This is a genomic window from Xenorhabdus sp. PB62.4 (assembly GCF_014467285.1).
Taxonomy (GTDB): Bacteria; Pseudomonadota; Gammaproteobacteria; order Enterobacterales; family Enterobacteriaceae; genus Xenorhabdus.
Genome location: NZ_NKHR01000030.1, coordinates 1 through 19,603 on the forward strand (window position 1 = coordinate 1; position 19,603 = coordinate 19,603).

General features: G+C 41.0%; 17 protein-coding genes and 2 pseudogenes. 9 read left to right on the plus strand and 10 right to left on the minus strand.

Features of this window, described 5'->3' with window-relative positions:
* Positions 1-303 precede the first annotated feature (303 nt).
* Complete coding sequence (locus Xenpb_RS16965; protein WP_187655400.1) at positions 304-663, minus strand: hypothetical protein; 360 nt, start codon at positions 661-663, stop codon at positions 304-306.
* Positions 664-983: 320 nt separating this feature from the next.
* Positions 984-1,700, minus strand: a complete 717-nt coding sequence (locus Xenpb_RS16970) for an antitermination protein (protein WP_187655401.1) — start codon at positions 1,698-1,700, stop codon at positions 984-986.
* Between Xenpb_RS16970 and Xenpb_RS16975 the strand changes: the two are divergent.
* Positions 1,695-2,076, plus strand: a pseudogene (locus Xenpb_RS16975) (integrase core domain-containing protein); the annotation flags it as partial. The gene Xenpb_RS16970 and the pseudogene Xenpb_RS16975 sit on opposite strands and share 6 nt — an antisense overlap.
* A gap of 248 nt (positions 2,077-2,324) precedes the next feature.
* Here the strand turns inward: Xenpb_RS16975 and Xenpb_RS16980 are convergent.
* Positions 2,325-2,690 (minus strand): LecA/PA-IL family lectin, encoded by a 366-nt coding sequence (locus Xenpb_RS16980; RefSeq protein WP_187655402.1) that lies wholly within the window; start codon positions 2,688-2,690, stop codon positions 2,325-2,327.
* Positions 2,691-3,662: 972 nt separating this feature from the next.
* Between Xenpb_RS16980 and Xenpb_RS16985 the strand changes: the two genes are divergently transcribed.
* Positions 3,663-3,989: a hypothetical protein gene (locus Xenpb_RS16985; protein WP_187655403.1), complete on the plus strand. Its 327-nt coding sequence runs from the start codon at positions 3,663-3,665 to the stop codon at positions 3,987-3,989.
* A 107-nt stretch (positions 3,990-4,096) separates the two neighbouring features.
* Here Xenpb_RS16985 and Xenpb_RS16990 read toward each other — a convergent pair whose 3' ends face one another.
* The 4 genes and pseudogenes from Xenpb_RS16990 to Xenpb_RS17005 form a co-directional block, all read right to left on the minus strand.
* Positions 4,097-4,687 carry a hypothetical protein gene (locus Xenpb_RS16990; protein ID WP_187655404.1) on the minus strand — a complete coding sequence of 197 codons (591 nt, stop codon included), beginning with the start codon at positions 4,685-4,687 and terminating at the stop codon, positions 4,097-4,099.
* A 779-nt stretch (positions 4,688-5,466) separates the two neighbouring features.
* Positions 5,467-5,658: pseudogene (locus Xenpb_RS16995) on the minus strand (antiterminator Q family protein); the annotation flags it as partial.
* Positions 5,659-5,805: 147 nt separating this feature from the next.
* The gene (locus tag Xenpb_RS17000) at positions 5,806-5,991 is read right to left on the minus strand and encodes a hypothetical protein (protein WP_187655406.1); all 186 of its coding nucleotides are present in this window, start codon (positions 5,989-5,991) and stop codon (positions 5,806-5,808) included.
* A 472-nt stretch (positions 5,992-6,463) separates the two neighbouring features.
* The gene (locus tag Xenpb_RS17005; RefSeq protein WP_187655407.1) at positions 6,464-6,970 is read right to left on the minus strand and encodes a hypothetical protein; all 507 of its coding nucleotides are present in this window, start codon (positions 6,968-6,970) and stop codon (positions 6,464-6,466) included.
* A gap of 554 nt (positions 6,971-7,524) precedes the next feature.
* On the opposite strand from Xenpb_RS17005, the gene Xenpb_RS17010 reads away from it, so the two are divergent.
* Both Xenpb_RS17010 and Xenpb_RS17015 read left to right on the plus strand, forming a co-directional pair.
* Entirely contained in the window at positions 7,525-7,866 is a 342-nt protein-coding gene (locus Xenpb_RS17010) for an SH3 domain-containing protein (RefSeq protein WP_187655408.1), read from the plus strand.
* 102 nt (positions 7,867-7,968) lie between these two features.
* The gene (locus tag Xenpb_RS17015) at positions 7,969-8,937 is read left to right on the plus strand and encodes a threo-3-hydroxy-L-aspartate ammonia-lyase (RefSeq protein ID WP_187655409.1); all 969 of its coding nucleotides are present in this window, start codon (positions 7,969-7,971) and stop codon (positions 8,935-8,937) included.
* A 10-nt stretch (positions 8,938-8,947) separates the two neighbouring features.
* Here the strand turns inward: Xenpb_RS17015 and prpR are convergent, their stop codons facing one another.
* The gene (gene prpR, locus Xenpb_RS17020) at positions 8,948-10,606 is read right to left on the minus strand and encodes a propionate catabolism operon regulatory protein PrpR (protein WP_187655410.1); all 1,659 of its coding nucleotides are present in this window, start codon (positions 10,604-10,606) and stop codon (positions 8,948-8,950) included.
* A 311-nt stretch (positions 10,607-10,917) separates the two neighbouring features.
* On the opposite strand from prpR, the gene prpB reads away from it, so the two are divergent.
* The 4 genes from prpB to Xenpb_RS17040 all read left to right on the plus strand — a co-directional run bounded on the left by prpB (position 10,918) and on the right by Xenpb_RS17040 (position 16,493).
* Positions 10,918-11,802, plus strand: a complete 885-nt coding sequence (gene prpB, locus Xenpb_RS17025) for a methylisocitrate lyase (protein WP_099113809.1) — start codon at positions 10,918-10,920, stop codon at positions 11,800-11,802.
* A gap of 14 nt (positions 11,803-11,816) precedes the next feature.
* Positions 11,817-12,992, plus strand: coding sequence for a 2-methylcitrate synthase (gene prpC, locus Xenpb_RS17030; protein ID WP_187655411.1), 1,176 nt, complete (start codon positions 11,817-11,819; stop codon positions 12,990-12,992).
* 33 nt (positions 12,993-13,025) lie between these two features.
* On the plus strand, positions 13,026-14,477 hold the full coding sequence (locus Xenpb_RS17035; protein WP_187655412.1) for a bifunctional 2-methylcitrate dehydratase/aconitate hydratase: 1,452 nt from the start codon (positions 13,026-13,028) through the stop codon (positions 14,475-14,477).
* A 129-nt stretch (positions 14,478-14,606) separates the two neighbouring features.
* Entirely contained in the window at positions 14,607-16,493 is a 1,887-nt protein-coding gene (locus Xenpb_RS17040; protein ID WP_187655413.1) for a propionate--CoA ligase, read from the plus strand.
* A 373-nt stretch (positions 16,494-16,866) separates the two neighbouring features.
* Here the strand turns inward: Xenpb_RS17040 and Xenpb_RS17045 are convergent, their stop codons facing one another.
* Positions 16,867-17,694 carry a hypothetical protein gene (locus Xenpb_RS17045; protein ID WP_187655414.1) on the minus strand — a complete coding sequence of 276 codons (828 nt, stop codon included), beginning with the start codon at positions 17,692-17,694 and terminating at the stop codon, positions 16,867-16,869.
* A 227-nt stretch (positions 17,695-17,921) separates the two neighbouring features.
* Entirely contained in the window at positions 17,922-18,551 is a 630-nt protein-coding gene (locus Xenpb_RS17050; protein WP_187655415.1) for a glutathione S-transferase family protein, read from the minus strand.
* Positions 18,552-19,027: 476 nt separating this feature from the next.
* Here Xenpb_RS17050 and Xenpb_RS17055 point away from each other — a divergent pair, with 476 nt between their 5' ends.
* A complete protein-coding gene (locus Xenpb_RS17055) occupies positions 19,028-19,588 on the plus strand; it encodes a cytochrome b (RefSeq protein ID WP_187655416.1) in 561 nt (186 codons plus the stop codon).
* Positions 19,589-19,603: the final 15 nt, after the last annotated feature.

The window sequence follows — 19,603 nt, forward strand, 5'->3', positions numbered from 1 at the left end:
CACGTGGAAAGAATGTTTACCGAGATCAATACCAATAAGTGTGACGTTTTGCATGATGGCCTCTCCTGAAAGAAAAACACCCTGCCAGCATACCGCTCACAGGGTGGGGGTGACCATCTCATTAGGCCACGCCGTGCGCAGCCTTGGGTTCGTTATCCGTGATCAAATAACACTATCCGTGATCAATGAGGGGTGTTCTCTCCCGATCTATTCGAGTTGTAAACACTAAGTTGATCACTAGTAATATGTACTGATTTAATAATTAAGGAAATTCGGATAATACTATCAAAATAGTGAATAAAACTACTGAATTATTGTTGTTATCCGGTTCTTATTGAGTTTAATTTTTACAATACTGCTTTGATTAAAGGCATCATAAGCAATCCTATCATGTCTTGCACTTGTTTTATCAACTGCTACGCATCCCTCACCATCCGAGTCCAAGCTTACAAACCAATACCAATTATAGCCCCAGCCATCTACGGCAAAAGCATAAACCAATTTTCCTGTATATTCACCGTCATCAGGTAGGTATTTTGAACAGTCAGTATTCCTTGGAAAGGAGGCTTTTCCATCAGTTACTGCTTTTTCCGCAGCCATACTTGTTCCAGCGACCAGAGACAAAAACAATCCTGCAAGAATACTCACTTTTTTATTTATCATAGCGTTTCACCTTATTTATATGGATTAACCTTGTTTTTATATGGATTAACCTTGTTGGATGTCGCTTAGATATTACCTAAATAATATCTGAATGTTCCATATTAAAATAAGGACAGCGCTGATAACTTAAATCAGATAAAAAGGCAGTTTTAGAATCTATTAATCATCATCAAAGGAATGACAATTATCATAATAAAGTTCATTTTCTCTCAAAAACAAAAAACCCCGCACTGGGCGAGGTCTGAAAATTCGTAGTGAGTATAGTTACAAGTTCCCACTGTTTGAAGATGTTAGACCAAGGCCGGACAAAATGCAACGGTTTATTTTGTCACCGCATTGAATGCAATTTCGGCGCGCTTTTCTTCCGAGTGGCACTTCTCCACCAGTGTTTGATAAAAGGGCTTCCAGTTCCGCCGCCATGTCCTTTCGTTCAGATCGGGTACATAAGCCTTGATTGCCGCATAAGCCACTGATGAAGGCACTTTGCTGTAACCCCGACCTGCGCACCGGGGGCAGATTTTATGCACAGGCACGCCTTGCAATGCGGTTTGTTCTTCATCAAGCACCAACCCACGTCCCTTGCAGCGACAACGATTTGACAGAACACCTTTGCCATTGCATTTCTGGCAAAGCTCACCCACTCGCTCTGTTTCAATCCACGGCTCGATAATCACCACGCCGTCGGCACGAATAATACCGGGATGTTTCTCAACCTCCTTCATTCCGTAGATAAGCCCCTTCCCTTTGCATTCCGAACACTGACAGGTTGACGCGGCTGAACGGGCATAATCCTCAAACGCCATCTTCGATAAGATCACCAAACATTGCCCCAGTTTATTCCCTGCCGCTTTTGCTACCAGTTTAGGGACTCTTAGCCTTGCGTATTGGGTCAACGCTTCTACGGTGCCGAACTTGTCTTGCTCGCTAACATCATTCTTGGCAAAAAATGCCGCCATCCCGAACCTAGCTTCCTGTGGTGATGAGACTGCCAGTCGGTGTTCTCGCCCGAACAGCGCGCCAAGTACCCCGTATATCATGTCCACGATAACTTAAAAACAGACTCGGTCATCAAGGCGTACAAACAGGCCTTAAAAAGCCGAAAATTGACCGAACAATCGCTGATCCATCATTCAGACAGGGGGTTACAATATTGTTCAAAACACTATCAAGCATGACATGCCAACAATGCGGTCACATGCTCAATGACAGACGGCTACGATTGTTATCAGAATGCATTGGCAGAACGGGTTAATGGCATACTGAAAAACGAATTTTTACTCGGTAAACCCGCTGACCTTAAAGAAGCGACGATATGGGTGAGTGAATCGATAGATATTTATAATCGGTATAGGCCTCACTTAGCCCTAAAATATAAAACACCCGATGAAGTCCATCATCAGGCGTTATGAGTAAAATAGTGTCAACGTATATCAGGACTAGACAGCCATTGTCGACGGTGAAAAGGTTTACTATGTCGATGGCGAACCGTGTGACATCCCCGAAAGTACTCGCTTAGATGTCCGTGTCCAGATGCCGGAGGATTCAGTGTGGAATGTGAGGCAGAAGATGGCAGAGGTTGCCACTGATACCGATCAGGCTGAACAGGTGGAGTGAGGGAGTGATTAACCCGCAGAAAATTGCGGGTTAGATATCGAGATTATTTATTGTATTTCTTGGAGAGGAAAATAACGTGATTCTATTTTAACGTTAACATAAAATTCACCGGAATTATCTTTATAATTACTATCTAAAAATAAAAGAGTTAATTCGCCATCTGTAGGCACTGTCTTATGGAGTACCCCATTGCCAATTTCATAGGTCTTATCGCCAATTTTTGCAACTAAACCCCCACTTGGAGGATTAGGAGGAACCCCTTGAGGTGCAGACCACGGATTCGGACGGTTGTCATTGACAAATTTCACCCACCCTGCCGCAATGATGGATATTACATCCCCTTTTTGGAATACAAGCCCTGTAGGTTGACCTTGCGCTAGTTTGCCGGGAACAGTTCCAGACCAATCATACATAGTATTACCTCCAATCATTAGATTTTGAAAGCGACTTTATCAGTCTATGAAGGCGGGTTACTTCTCCGCCAGTGAACATCAATAAAATAAGTTCATCAATACTGGAGAATGCGTTTTGACTAAGCTCGATTTAACGTTTAGGTGAGCTGCATGTTTGATGACAGGATGGCATAGAATAACAAATGGAGGATCAATAAAATCAGCTCCTTTACTGACAAAACATAATGCGCCAAAGAAGATACCGCTTTAACTTAACCCCCTGATACTCCTTATTTCCGTCAGAGAACCGGAATTCCCGTCCTGAGCGGGAATTCAATTAAATCAAATGGTTAAAAGAGGGGCAATTCTCCCGTTTATCTAAGTAATTGATTTTACTTATTTCTGTCACAGAACCAGATATTAGGAAAATCAAGGGATTGTGATAAAAACTCAAATAATAGTTATCATTAAAAGTATTTAGAATAACGAAAGATGCTATTTAACCATAGAGAAAATAAAATTCTAGATTAAATATTTTAAGAACTTTATAATAACTCATTAAACTTAACAAATATTAACTCAATAAATCACATAACAATTAATAACAACTAATAACAACTAATAACAACTAATAACAACTAATAACAACTAATTAAACTTATTAAACTTATTATTGGATGAATTTTAACATGATATTTAAGATTCAGTAATAAAAAATAAAATAAAATAGCAGTAACAATAGTGATTTTATTACCTTATTAAAAAACATTATTGCTTATTAGAAAAATTTAAAACAATATACAACAACTCAACAATGAAGGTATTTTTATTTATTTTATACTTAATTATTCATCATAAAAAACAGGAAAATAAATATCATTAAATTAATAACCATCAGTGATATTTTTTAACTGTAACCTTTTAAAACGATAGATATTTACAATATCTTTATTCCACCTAAGTTTTTTACTTACAATTAATGGATAAACAAATATGAATGATAGTAAAAACACATCTCCCACCATCACCACATCAAACTCAACCATTCTAGAGGGAGTGAATATAATTAGGCTAGAAACATCCCCAGAAAATACAGCAACTAATAATGTCAAGATAACAATTAGAGATCAATATGGTATATTTTATAGTAATTTTTATCTCGCGTATCCAAGTAATAGTGTAATAGAAAGTGCAGGATTATATACAACATTATTGATTGCTTTAACTAATTCAATAAAAGTGAGCATCAAAATAGGTGGACCTTTAAGTAACACCGGAATTAATTACATAACAAGTGTTATAATAAGAGCTGCTTATTGATTAATAATCGATGAACCTGTCAATTTATTTCAATAACTAAGGATACACTTTCTGATATATAGATTGGATATTAGAAATGGGGCATAACGCCCCTTATTCTGTCTCCGCTATTCTCCCCCTACCTCAAATCCCACACCAATCCCCAACATCTGACCACAATTTCCCCAATCCACCCAACTATCTACGTGTTGTTTCAGTAGAGCACCTAATTGTTTTGCACCATCAGAATCATAGTCAAACACATTTGGAAAACCACTTCCGATAGTGTTAGTAGCTTTAGAACCAAGATCATAAGTTGAACCATCAACCGTTACTTCAAGATTCTTACTATATAAGTCCGGTTGGTTTTGGGCGTCAACTTGCAATTCCATTGAAAAAAAACTACCGATGGGGAACTCGCTGAGATTGAATACTAAGATGTTTCCAACTCCTATAGTGCTTTGAAGATGAGTCAGAGTGCCATAAGGCGGTACACCTCCCTCTGCACCTGTAGTCAAATATCCCCACTCTTGAACTTTACCCTGACTTGGAATACCACCATTATAATATTGGACAGACCCTACTTTAAGATCAAAAGATAGCATGCAATCACCTGATTTTGGTTCTGATTTCAACAAACTCCAATCACAAGCCATCAAATCTTCTTGTGTTGGTTGCCAAGATGTCATCACACCATGTTTTAATCTCTGGTGCGTCATTACCATTACCAGAAACTAGATGTATATATTCATCAGGAGCAGACCAATCCTTACGATGGACTTTATTACCTAAATACACCTGAATCAACGCCCATGGAGAAGTACCGACTGGGGCAGCTAATATTACTTAGGTCAGGCTCTTATCTCAATTGAATAGCCTGTAACAGAATCAATACGCCTTAAAATATGGCAACGCATTATAAAATCTGTCTGTTTGTCGAGTGCGTAATTCAGTGGGTTATATATTTTGAAGTTTGGTGTTGGTAAAAGTCCCTGCATGATTAATGAGGATTACTTTGACAGCAATAAATTCACAACATTATAATCACACTGTCTGTAGCAATATGTAAGCATTCCTAACATTAAGAATGTCAGATTATTAATTCCAAGAAAAGGTTACAAAATTGAATATTAAAATAAGGTTATTAATTATATTTATCTTAGGGATAGGGTTCACTATTTACGGTATAACATATTTTTCATCCGAGAAAGAAGTCACCCGAATCCCGAGAATTCTTTACCCATTGTATGAAAATTTCGGTAACGCTGGCTTAGGTTCAGCCCTGATTGTCGGTGGACTCTTCATAATCTTTTATGCCATCTTCACATACAAGAAAATGAAATAATTTAACTAAAATTGAGCACCTCAAATATTGGGGTGCTTTTACGCCTTATAAACAAAACCCCCGTCGAAACAAAGCTTGAGGAATTAATAAGCTGTGTGACATTGCTATCACTCTTATCACAATAACAGTATTTTTACGATCGTAAAGTTATTTTCAAAAGTTACTGCATAATTGGTGTGAATTAATATCGGTAGGTTGTAACTGGACGCATTTATCCATTTCCAGTGAAACACCCTGCATCATTAACATACCCTTAATAACACCTTTTGCCTTTTGTAGCCTCTTCCCGATGTGGGTATCTGAACACTTGTAATCCCGCGCCAATTGCATAAATGTCTTACCGATTCGTTTTCTTAACAACCTCTAACGAGGCTTTTCGATCCCCGTCTAAATACGTCCGGTACAGGTAACACGCCTGCCCTTTTGAGTCAGTGGCAAGTGCCCATATCGCTTGCAGTGTTCCGTTACGAACAGGCTGTTCAGCGCAATACTTCACGTTGTCGGCAGGCAGAACATGAATGCCCGGTTGCGCAGATAGGCTTCACCCTGTGTGCCTTTTAAGACGGGTAAATTGGCATAACAGGCGGTCACTCTGTTTCTAAACGTGGTGATATTCATCTCTTTTTTCACTACAGATGAGCTATTACCAACCCTCGCCATACAAGAAATCGCGTCCATTTATGATTAAATACTCTTGAGTTCCATGACACGAAATAGTCAACCTATTTTTCTCTGGCACTTTCCTGTGCGGCTCTTCAAATACATATGAGTCTGGATATACACTGATTAGTCTCATCTTGATACCACCTCCTCTCAGGACTCAGGAGTTTCTTTAAGTACTAAGTCAACCCTACTCTCCTTGCGCTGCTGTGTAAACCTTATCCTAACTTGAATCCTTCACCCCCTGCCTCAAATTCCACACCGAATCTTCCGGCGTCTGGACACGGACATCTAAGCGAATGCTTTCGGAGATGTCGCACGGTTCGCCATCGGTATAGTAAACCTTTTCACTGCCCACAATTTCTTTTATCCGCTTATTCTGTTTTGTGAAATACTGAAGTTATTTATCTATATATCAGGATATTATCTTGAGCAAGATAAAGGGAGTAAACCCTCCCTTTTGTATATAACAAAAAAGAAATAGTTAAATTTAACTTGCCGAAATCTCTAACTTTATCTCAATCTTTGAGTCTCCTCCATAAACCTTCTTCTGATTGCAATCCTCTCCTTTGCAAATAGCCTTATCAATTATATTTTCACACCCTTTAATCTCTGTATACCAACCCTCATCATACCCATGTTCAAATATCAAATTACAACTTACAGGGCCACTAGAAATTTTCCATTCGACACTTTTTGTTTTAAATGTGCAGCCACTAAATAAATTATTATTATCTTCTAAATAGATGCTATGTTGCTTGCCAATCGGAAGATTAAACTGATCATCACCACTCTCATACATACACTGAGAATCTATTTTCTCTACTAAGAGATTCAATTTAGAGGAGGGAAGATGGATAAACTCCATATTATATTCAGCAGATAATTTTGAGTGTTCTTCGGCATTAACACTTTTTTCCTCCGCCAAAGCAGTAGAAATCCATAAACAAGATAAAATCGCTAAGATTGTGCCAGATATCATATTCATCATTTTCATACTGTTCTCCTTATGATGAAATTATTAAAAATATCACTTAATAAATATTTTTGATTGGTTATTAATTCACCTTTAATGGAGCACTGAAATGATAGTTGCTAATAACAACAAGATATTGCACCGCTATCAATCTTAGATTATAAATAACCTCCTTTTTTTATCCTCAACAAAAATAGTAAAGAATGAGAGACATTTTAATATAAATCTAAAATTTTAATGCCAATAAGAAATAAGCGATTTACAATAAAGTTGCCAATCATCACAATTACGGAAAACAACTCTTTCAGATATATTTAAATCGTACTATTCTTACTCTAAATAAATTATTACCTTAATAGTATTGATAATCAAATAATTTAATTGGAGAAGATATGGATGTATTTGTAGAAAATGGGAATCCTGACTTTAGCCAATGTAGTTGAAGCAAAGCCAAGTGATTAGTTTAAAAGGCCTGCTGGTGCATCTTTTCTTACAGGTGCAGCTTTGTTGATAGTATTTTGAAATCCATTTATTGGATATAGGTCTCCAATTATCAAAATAGTTCAGGAGTGAAAATGCTAAGAAAAGGTACTGTCATCCGTGATTATATTAGTGCTTACCCGAATCCGATTAAATTACAGGTTGGGGATGTCGTTTCAGTTAGTTATAGTGACCTTGAATATCCTGACTGGGTTTGGACAACTAATACTTCAAATATCAGTGGTTGGGTTCCGCAACAAATTTTACATTTTATTCCTCCTAATAAAGCAATATGTCGCGAGAATTATACGGCTCATGAACTAACAGTTAAAACAGGAGAATGTCTCTATCTGGAAAGTACCTTAAACGGCTGGTATTGGGCGCATAAAGAATCAGGAGAAACTGGCTGGATACCACAAGAATATATTAATTATTAGGAAACATGACGACGATGATGATAATCATCTCAGTATTAACTGCAACTTGAAAGATGACGAGTACAAATAAAAATGTATCACTGAGCGCTGGAGGCTCACATAATGAAGTTTATTCCTGATTACAATGCTATTTCTGAAGCCCATTCCCGTATTAAGCAATATATCGACAAGACTCCCGTTTTCACCTCAACGACAGTCAACGAAATTTTTAATGCCCAGGTCTATTTCAAGTGTGAAAATTACCAAAGAATGGGCGCATTCAAATTTCGTGGGGCCATGAATGCTCTATGCCAATTCAGTGGTGAGCAGAAAAAAGCGGGAGTTATTGCTTTTTCATCCGGCAATCATGCACAAGCAATCGCGTTAGCGGCCAAGTTACTGAATATTTCCGCTACTATTGTCATGCCTCAGGATGCACCACAAGCCAAAGTGACAGCGACCAGAGGTTATGGTGGTAAGGTTATTTTCTACGACAGATATACAGAAGATCGCGAAGAAATAGGCCGTCATTTGGCAGAAAAGCATGGCATGACTCTTATTCCACCTTTCGATCACCCACATATCATTGCTGGTCAAGGGACTGCTGCTAAGGAATTGTTTGAAGAAGTCGGCGAGTTAGATGCCCTGTTTATTCCCCTCGGCGGCGGTGGTTTATTGTCTGGTTCTGCACTTTCTGCTGCTCATTTATCGCCAACATGTCGAATTTTCGGTGTCGAACCGGCAACCGGCAATGATGGGCAGCAATCCTTTAAAAAAGGGGAAATTGTTCATATCGAAACTCCAAAAACGATTGCAGATGGCGCACAAACCCAACATTTAGGGCTACATACTTTTAATATCATCCGGCATTTGGTTGAAGATATTCTGACAGCATCAGATGAAGAACTGATCGACGCCATGTATTTTTTAGCAGAGCGAATGAAAACGGTTGTCGAACCTACCGGCTGTTTAGGTTTTGCTGCTGCAAAATCGATGCGTGAACAGTTAAAAGGGCAACGGATTGGGATTATTTTGAGTGGCGGAAATATTGATATGAAACGATATGCAAGTTTACTGGCGAATAAGAGCTAATTAACGGCGATTATTCACCTTTTCCTTTCTCCTGCTTCAATCTGCGCCATAACGTCGTGCGGCTAATTCCCAAATATTCCGCAGCCGCTCGTCGATTACCTGAAAATCTTGCGACAATATCATGCACTGAAGAAACGCTTTCAATCAGAGGAAATGGCTCTGTCTGAACAAATTTCAGATTGCTGTTGGCAGTACGCATATCAAACTGGCGCTCTGGTGAAAGTGATAATATCAATGCTGGTGTCAAAGCTTGTTCAGGATGAGCGCTCAAATACAGTGCTACCCGTTCCATCAAATTACGCAGTTCACGCACATTTCCCGGCCAGTCATAAGACTGCAATGCTTCGTCACACGCAGCAAGTTCCCGGATTCTCGAAGATGAAACAGATAAGTTAAGTGCAGCAAATGCCCGTTGTAAGTATTCCAGCGCCAACAAATTAATATCGCTTCCCCTTTCCCGTAGAGCCGGTACATTAATCCGCAATACACTCAAACGGTAGAACAAATCTGCCCGAAAACGCTCTTCTCTTACCCATGTATCCAAATCGCAATGCGTAGCACAAATGATGCGAACATCAACAGCAATCGGGCGATATCCTCCTACCCTGACAACAGATTTTTCTTCTAATACCCGCAATAGCCGGGTTTGTAATGGTAACGGCATTTCGCCAATTTCATCCAGAAATAACGTCCCCCTGTGCGCAACTTCAAATAACCCGGCCCGTCCGCCACGTCGGGAACCCGTAAAAGCACCTTCTTCATAGCCAAATAATTCAGCTTCCAACAAAGATTCTGTAATCGCCCCACAGTTAACAGCCACAAACGGCCGGGGATGTTTGCCAGCCAACTGACCATAACGCAAGGTATATTCATGGTGAATAGCCTGTGCCACCAGCTCTTTTCCTGTCCCGCTTTCTCCCTGAATCAAAACCGTAGCCGCCGAACGGGAATACAGCATGATCGTATTGCGCACATGTTCTACCGCAGCAGAATTTCCCCTGATATCACTGATTGTATGACGAGTACGTAGTTTATCCTCCGTAGGATAAGGTGAAATCACAGCTTGATTCAGCTTGGCCATTCTGGCCATTTCCAACGCATCTTGAAACGCCAGCCGGATAGAATCGGCAGAATAGACGAAAACTCCCACCAATTCCGCTTCATAAGCAAGATCGGTAATTAATCCTGCACCAACGATGACTTTGATACCCATCGCTTTCAAAGCATTGACCTGTGCTCTGGCGTCTTCTTCCGTCACATAACTGCGTTGTTCGATACGCAGATTGAAACTCTGCTGAAATTCTTCCAACACCGGTTGGGGATTTTGGTAAGTAATAACGCCAATCCGGGAGCTAATTTGCCGGGCACGAGCCAATGCCTGCATAAAATCAAATCCACTGGCTTTCGCGATAATCACAGGCACAGATAAGCGGCTTTTCAAATATGCGCCATTAGAACCCGCACAAATAACAGCATCACAATGTTCTGTTTCCAAACGCTTGCGAATATGTTGCACTGCTCGTTCAAAACCCAATTGAATCGGGGTGATATCAGCCTGATGATCAAATTCCGGCGTAATATCGCGAAAAAGATCAAAAAGTCTGGAAACGGAGACGGTCCAGATCACGGGGTTACTGTTATCACGTTCACCTGCATGTACTGACGCCATATTTCCCCCATTTCTCTTTCAATGAGTGCAATCCAATCATTAATTTCATCAAATGTTTCATCTATCAAGAATGAAACACATACGAAACATAAGCGATTCAAAATGAAACAAGTATACATTATAACCAATAGGAAACCAGTCACCACACCATTAAACAGAATCTATATATTTGATTGATTAATCACAAAAAATAACGCATCAATTATATTAACCACTGATTTTTTCTCTTAATTTCTAATTCTTGGCATCAACCTTGCTTTAATAACAAAACAACACAAATTGGTTTCATTTTAGTAACAGTGGAGTTATGTATGGCATTTTCCTCTGCCGGTTTGGCTTTTCGTCAAGCAATAGAAGCCGAATCTCCGTTACAAGTGGTCGGAACTATCAATGCAAACCACGCATTACTTGCGAAAAGAGCAGGTTACAAGGCCATTTATCTTTCAGGTGGCGGGGTTTCAGCAGGCTCACTGGGGCTGCCGGATTTGGGCATCTCCACGCTGGATGATGTATTAACTGATATCCGCCGCATTACCGATGTCTGTGATTTACCGCTGCTCGTGGATGCAGATATCGGATTCGGTTCTTCTGCATTTAATGTCGCCCGCTCTGTTCGTTCTATTATTAAAGCAGGTGCTGCGGGAATTCATATTGAAGATCAGGTTGGTGCTAAACGTTGTGGTCATCGTCCGAATAAAGAAATTGTTTCTAAAGAGGAGATGGTAGACCGGATCAAGGCCGCCGTTGATGCCCGTACCGATGCAGATTTCGTCATTATGGCCCGCACCGATGCACTCGCAGTGGAAGGGCTGGATGCCGCCCTAGAAAGAGCTGCGGCTTATATTGAAGCAGGCGCGGATATGCTGTTCCCTGAAGCTATCACAGAACTGCCTATGTATAAGGAATTTTCATCCAGAACTCAGGTTCCCATTTTGGCGAATATTACCGAGTTCGGTGCAACGCCGCTTTTTACCGTCGAAGAATTGAGAAGTGTCGGTGTCGCCATTGCCCTCTACCCACTATCTGCATTCCGGGCTATGAATAAAGCGGCTGAGCAGGTCTATACCTCTTTGCGTCGCGATGGCACACAAAAGAACGTCATCGATATGATGCAAACCCGTAATGAACTTTATGAAAGCATCAACTACTACGCTTTTGAACGAAAACTGGACGCCCTGTTTTCTCAGAAAAAATAGCAAAGGTGATACTCATGAATCAACAGCATACAACAGCGGGATCTCCTGAAACAACGCCATTAAAACCGAAAAAATCCGTTGCCCTCTCCGGCATTACAGCAGGCAACACAGCGCTTTGCACAGTAGGGAAAAACGGTAGCGATTTACATTACCGTGGTTATGATATTCTCGATTTGGCTGCCCATTGTGAGTTTGAAGAAATAGCCTATCTGCTCATCCACGATAAACTCCCTTCCCGCGCAGAATTAGCATCCTATAAAGCCAAATTAAAAGCACTGCGTGGCCTGCCCAGTAGCGTTAAAGCTGCATTGGAAGCTTTGCCGGCAGTAGCGCACCCGATGGATGTGATGCGTACAGGGGTCTCTGTTCTGGGTTGTACCCTGCCGGAAAAAGAAGATCATAACGTTACAGGCGCCCGTGATATCGCGGATCGCTTGCTGGCATCGCTCAGTTCGATACTACTTTATTGGTATCACTACAGCCACAATGGACGCCGCATTGAAGTTGAAACCAATGATGATTCCATTGGCGGGCATTTTCTCCATCTCCTGCATGGTCAAAAACCGCGTGAGTCATGGGAAAAAGCAATGCACACCTCTTTAATCTTGTATGCCGAGCATGAATTTAATGCTTCCACCTTTACCAGCCGTGTGATTGCCGGTACAGGGTCAGATACTTACTCTGCCATTATCGGGGGCATTGGTGCCCTGCGCGGGCCAAAACATGGTGGAGCCAATGAGGTTTCATTTGATATCCAGCAGCGTTATGACACGCCAGATCAGGCTGAGGCCGATATTCTTACCCGTCTGGAGAGAAAAGAGGTCATCATCGGTTTTGGTCATCCGGTTTACACCGTTTCCGATCCTCGCCATAAGGTGATTAAAGAGATTTCCCTGAAGCTTTCTCAAGAAGCAGGTACAGCTCAGATGTATGACATTGCAGACCGAATCGAATCGGTCATGTGGGATAACAAAAAAATGTTCCCGAATCTCGATTGGTTTTCTGCGGTGTCCTATCACATGATGGGGGTTCCTACGGCCATGTTTACCCCACTGTTTGTCATTGCCCGTACTTCCGGTTGGGCGGCACACATTATTGAACAACGCATTGATAACAAAATTATTCGTCCTTCGGCTAACTATACCGGCCCTGAGAATTTGACATTTATACCGATTGATCAACGTAAATAGTTTAATTTACAAATAATGACTTAAGGATTAATTATGTCTACCTCTGTTGTTAACAACCGCCCTGATTACGATCAGGTGATTGTGGATATTGTGGATTATGTCATGGATTACGTCATCACATCCCCGATTGCTTACGCCACAGCCCATCATTGCCTTATCGATACCTTGGGCTGTGGATTGGAAGCGCTGGAATATCCCGCCTGCACAAAACTATTGGGGCCTATTGTGCCGGGAACAATTGTGCCGAATGGTGCCCGCGTACCGGGAACTCAATTTCAGCTCGATCCTGTTCAGGCTGCATTCAACATTGGTGCAATGATTCGCTGGCTGGATTTTAATGACACCTGGCTGGCGGCTGAGTGGGGACATCCTTCTGATAATCTTGGCGGCATCCTTGCCACTGCCGACTGGTTATCCAGAAATGCGGTTGCCCAAGGGAAAAAGCCACTCACTATGCGGGATGTGCTGACAGCCATGATTAAGGCACATGAAATTCAAGGCTGTCTGGCATTGGAAAATGCGTTCAATAAAGTCGGGCTGGATCACGTGGTTCTGGTAAAAATCGCCTCCACGGCAGTAGTCGCTCAAATGCTAGGTTTGACGCGTGAGGAAATCTTAAATGCAGTTTCATTGGCTTGGGTTGACGGGCAATCCCTGAGAACCTACCGCCATGCTCCCAATACAGGCTCCCGCAAATCCTGGGCGGCGGGGGATGCCACTTCCCGCGCGGTGCGCCTGGCACTGATGGCGCAAAAGGGAGAAATGGGATACCCCTCTGTATTAACGGCAAAAACATGGGGATTTTATGATGTGTTGTTTAATGGTCAGCCATTCAAATTCCAGCGCCCCTATGGCTCTTATGTAATGGAAAATGTGTTGTTTAAAATCTCTTTCCCCGCAGAATTCCATTCACAAACCGCCGTAGAAGCAGCAATGAGTCTGCATCAACAACTGAAAAAACAGGGTAAATGTGTCGAAGACATCGCCAAAATCACTATCCGCACTCATGAAGCCTGTATTAGAATCATCGATAAACAAGGCCCATTGAATAATCCGGCAGACAGAGACCACTGCATTCAATATATGGTTGCCATCCCACTGATTTTTGGCCGCCTGACAGCAGCGGATTATGAGGATGATATCGCCGTTGATCCTCGCATTGATGCCTTACGGGATAAAATAGTCTGCGTCGAAGATCCTGATTTTACCCGTGATTATCATGATCCAGAAAAACGCTCTATTGCCAATGCGTTGACGCTGGTATTTACCGATGGTACTCAGCTTGAGGAAGTGAAGGTCGAATTCCCGATTGGGCATGCTCGCCGCCGAAAAGATGGCATCCCGCTGTTAGAAGAAAAATTTAAAACCAATCTGGCGCGTCAATTCCCGAAAGAGCAACAACAAAAAATTCTGGCGGTATCTCTTGATGTCATGTCATTAAAAGATATCCCTGTGAACGAATACCTCGATTTGTACGTCATATAATCTATATATACCCAATAGATTTCAAGGTGCATAACATCTAAAAACAGCAGCTTGAAAGATGAAGGATATGGTCATTGGCGGTTCTGGCTCCAGGAACCGCCTCTCATCTGCATAACGCGAGGAGAGATTATGTCATTCCAAGACTTCTATCAGCATTCGATTGATGATCCCAATGCCTTTTGGGCTGAACAAGCCAAACGAATACATTGGCAACAGCCTTTTGAGCAAGCTCTCGATCACAGTCATCCTCCCTTTGCCCGTTGGTTCTGCGGGGGTAAAACTAATCTTTGCTATAACGCATTGGATCGCTGGCTAGAAAGCCAACCCGATGCTAAGGCGCTGATTGCCATTTCAACCGAGACTGGCAGTGAGCGCGTTTTCACCTATCAAGAGTTACATCAGGAAGTGAACCGCGCTGCCGCCATCATGCTGTCACTCGGTGTAAAAAAAGGCGATCGCGTCGTTGTTTATATGCCAATGGTGGCCGAAGCCCTATTTATTTTGCTGGCCTGCGCGCGCATTGGTGCGATTCATTCAGTGGTGTTTGGCGGCTTTGCTTCCCATAGTCTCGCCACCCGGTTGGATAACGCTGAACCGACTCTAGTTGTCTCTGCGGATGCCGGCTCTCGCGGAGGTAAAATTATCCCTTACAAACCGTTGCTGGACGAAGCGATTGAACTGGCTAATCATACACCACGCCACGTTCTGATGGTAAATCGTGGACTGGCTGATATGAATTGGGTGGAAAATAGAGATGTCGATTTCGCCACATTACGGCAAGAACATCTGACTGCGAACATTCCCGTTACATGGCTTGAATCCAATGAAACATCCTGTGTGCTCTATACCTCAGGCACAACCGGTACTCCCAAAGGTGTACAGAGAGATGTTGGCGGTTATGCCGTGGCACTGGCAACATCAATGGATGTTATTTTTGGCGGTAAGGCCGGTGGCGTTTTCTTTTGTACATCTGATATCGGCTGGGTTGTCGGGCATTCCTATATTATCTACGCGCCTCTGATCGCGGGCATGGCAACTATCATGTATGAAGGGCTACCAATACACCCGGATGCCAGTATTTGGTGGCAAATTGTCGAAAAATACCAAGTTACCAGAATGTTTTCTGCCCCAACTGCAATCCGTGTCCTCAAAAAATATCCTACGGATTACATTGCTAAATATGATATTTCATCACTGGAAGCACTCTATTTGGCAGGAGAACCTCTGGATGAACATACTGCCCGCTGGATTACCGAAACCATTAATGTACCTGTGATCGATAATTACTGGCAAACCGAAACTGGCTGGCCGATTATGGCAATTGCACGAAGTTTGGACGAGCGACCAAGCCGTTTTGGCAGTACAGGATTCCCGATGTATGGTTTCAACGTCAAGCTGATCAACGAACTGACCGGTCAGGAATGTGGCGCTAACGAAAAGGGAATGCTGGTTATCAAAGGCCCTCTTCCTCCCGGTTGTATCCAGACCATCTATAGAGATGATACCCGTTTTATCAATACCTACTGGAAACATTTTGACCAACAAGTCTATTCAACATTTGACTGGGGGATTCGCGACAGCGACGGTTACTATTTTATTCTGGGGCGTTCTGATGATGTCATTAATGTTTCAGGCCATCGTCTGGGAACACGAGAAATTGAAGAATGCGTCGCCAGCCATGAAGACGTGGCAGAAGTTGCGGTGATTGGCATCAAAGATGAAGTAAAAGGACAAACAGCGGTTGCTTTTGCTGTTCTCAAGGAAGGACGGGAAATCCAGAATGCAGACCATTTTGCTGCGTTGGAAAAAGCACTCATGGCATTGGTGGATAAAAAAATCGGCAGTGTTGGCCGCCCGGCACGTGTCTATTTTGTGACTCAATTACCAAAAACTCGTTCAGGCAAAATGCTTCGCCGGACGATGCAGGCTATTTGTGAAGGACGTGAGCCAAGTGATATTGCCTTGATTGAGAACCCTGCTTCGCTGGATGTCATTCGAGACGCAGTTTTCCATTAAAAAACCAGATGGAGGATATGCTCAATGACAACAACTAATATTTGGTATGGCCTGGGCTGATGGACAGATCATCCATGCAACATGAGCCATACCAAGTATTCTGACCGCTGATAATTGCCTTACCCGATAAAATCATTCCCCTCATATTTGTAAAATGATGCAGCGCTATACCCAATGGGTTTCAAGATGTCGCGCGACGGCAAAACGTCTCTTTTGTTTAGCTCATATTTAATGATGCAGAGTTAAGATACATCTGTACTACATTTCCCAGCTACTTTTACCCATTCCCGCTCCGTCCCTATACGGAGCTTTTTTTTATCCATATTACCCAATGATTTTTTTATTAATTCATTGGGTACAGGCATAAGGCCGGTTACATGTGACTCACAAAATAACGATATAAACGGGCCGCTCTTTCTGGTGGAAGTTCAAGGATTTTTTTATTCATATAAATATACATGTCACAACTTTTTACTTTATCAGTACTGCCACTTTGCAGAGATTCCAACAAAGTAATATCGTCACCATATTTCTGCGCCAGAGCAAACTTCACCGCTTCCAGATCTTGTAAAACAAGTTCACCATCTTCTACTGAAAATTGGCGTTTTTTCCCATCATAAGAGGCAATCAGCATCTCTCTGTCAGCTTGTAAGCGCTGTTTATACAATTCCTTTGGAAAGGATTTTGCTATTTTTTCTATATCAGAAAAACGGTTATTTATCGTCGGAAAAAGAAAATTAAAACATTGTTCAGCACTTTTTTGCTGTAGAAACTCCATTTGTTTAACTATCACACTCACCTGAGAAATAATATTTTCATCAGGGGCAAACAAAAAACGGCTATCGAGCAATGCAATAATTTTATTTAAAATCACCATTTTTATTTCATCATTACCCTTCCCTTCTTTCTTTAATGTCGAAACTGTCTGTTTAAGTTCATCATAAACTTTTGGGTCTTTGTCTCTAATCGTAAGAAAAATAGGTAAATCAATTTTTTCCATCACAGACTCAATGCCATCTATGACAGAATCATTTTGGCCTTTCAATACCTTAAAATAAAACAAATTCCAACCCGACATTACAACTAAGAAAATAACAATAGAAACGGTTTTACTAATCAGTCCCTTATTTCTCATAAACCAAAAAATACTACCGATAACACCACAAAAAATAACACTAAAAACAATGCCATGCCAATCCATTTCTTATCCTTTCCTCTCTGTAAAGATGAAAAAACATTATCCATAAAACTACCTACACAAGCACTCATTTATCAAAATAACTTTAAATAAAATAAAAATAATCACTCAATTTATAATAATCATAAATAATTAAAAACACATGTAATCACCAAATAAATACATCATAAAAAAATAGGGTTCTAAAAGTACCCTATGTGATTATTTTCGGATTTATAAAACAATGTGAGTTAGTGCGTTATTTCAAGTTCTTTTATAGCAGCCTCTACCCACTCTACCATCGCAGGATGTTTCAGTATGCGATCAATCCACTGCTGATTAATAACGGAAAATTTCAACCCATAAGTTCGGGCGCGTAAAGCCACTGGCGCATAAAACGCATCAACAGCAGTAAATTTATCCCCCGCCAGCCATTCACCGCCAAATTTAGCCAACCCTTCTGACCAAAGGGCATTAATTCGGTCAATATCACATTGCAATTCAGGCGTGATTTCAGGCAACTCAGTTCGAACGGAACAATTCATTGAGCAAATTTGGCGTAATGTAGCAAATCCAGAGTGCATTTCTGCCGCCGCACTTCTCGCCCATGCCCTGGCTATTTTATCTGATGGCCAGACCTGAGCATGATCCTCTGCAATATATTCCGCAATTGCTAACGAATCCCAAACTGTAATATTTTCATCAATCAGGCAAGGAACCAACCCTGTTGGTGAGAATGCTTTGAATTTCTCATAGCTGCTTTTACCATCTTCAAAATAACTAAGCCGCTCATTAAAAGGAATATCCAACGCTTTGAGCAAAATCCACGGACGCAGTGACCAAGAAGAATAATTTTTATTGGCTATCCACAATGTATACATCGTCTCTCTCGTTTTGATAATAAAATGATATGGTTGCACAAAAAAATATTACTATGCCGGATAAAATACCATACCGGATAAAATCCTATACCGGCTAACAATAGGAAACAGACAAACAATAAAAATTATATTTCCCCAATAAAATAATAAATCACCTCTCTATTTTAAATGATTATTAAATAGTTACCAATATAAAAAATCTCGAAAAAACATAATTAACAACAATTAACTATAAAACTAGATTAAACTCACCAAAAACCAAAATAATCAGACATAAGAAATAACCAAAAGAAATAGACAAAACAAAAGATTCACTTTAATCTCATCTGAAATAGTATAACTTGATTTTATCATTGATAAATTTTGACATTCTTAAACAAATTATTTGCTTAAAATCCACTAAAATAAAATTTCATTTTTATCTACTATAATATACAAACTTTTTAACTAAGAACCTGCTCCAGTAGGTATTTATTATGCTATTAAAAAATACTTCCACACGCTTTGGTCATATTTCTGTTTTAATCCATTGGGTAGCCGCCCTTGCTGTTTACGGGATGTTTGGCCTTGGATTATGGATGGTGACATTAAGCTATTACGATACCTGGTATCATCGCGCACCGGAACTTCATAAGAGTATCGGCATACTTCTTTTCATTGTCATGGTCATTCGGGTCATATGGCGATTTATCTCTCCCCCACCAAAACCACTGGCAAGTTATAGCCTCTTTACACGCATCAGCTCAATACTTGTTCATTTAACGCTCTATATTGTTCTGTTTGGCATTTTAATCAGCGGTTACCTGATTTCTACCGCAGATGGTGAAGCTATTAGTGTTTTTGGGTGGTTTGAAGTCCCCGCCACTCTTACAGAGCAAGGAATACAAGCTGATACTGCCGGGGTTATCCATCTCTACTTTGCCTGGATTGTTGTAGTGGTTTCGCTACTGCATGGGCTGGCGGCATTAAAACATCACTTTATTGACCGCGATATCACCTTAAAAAGAATGTTTGGTTGCAATCCCGATAAGAAATAATTTTTGGAGAATGAT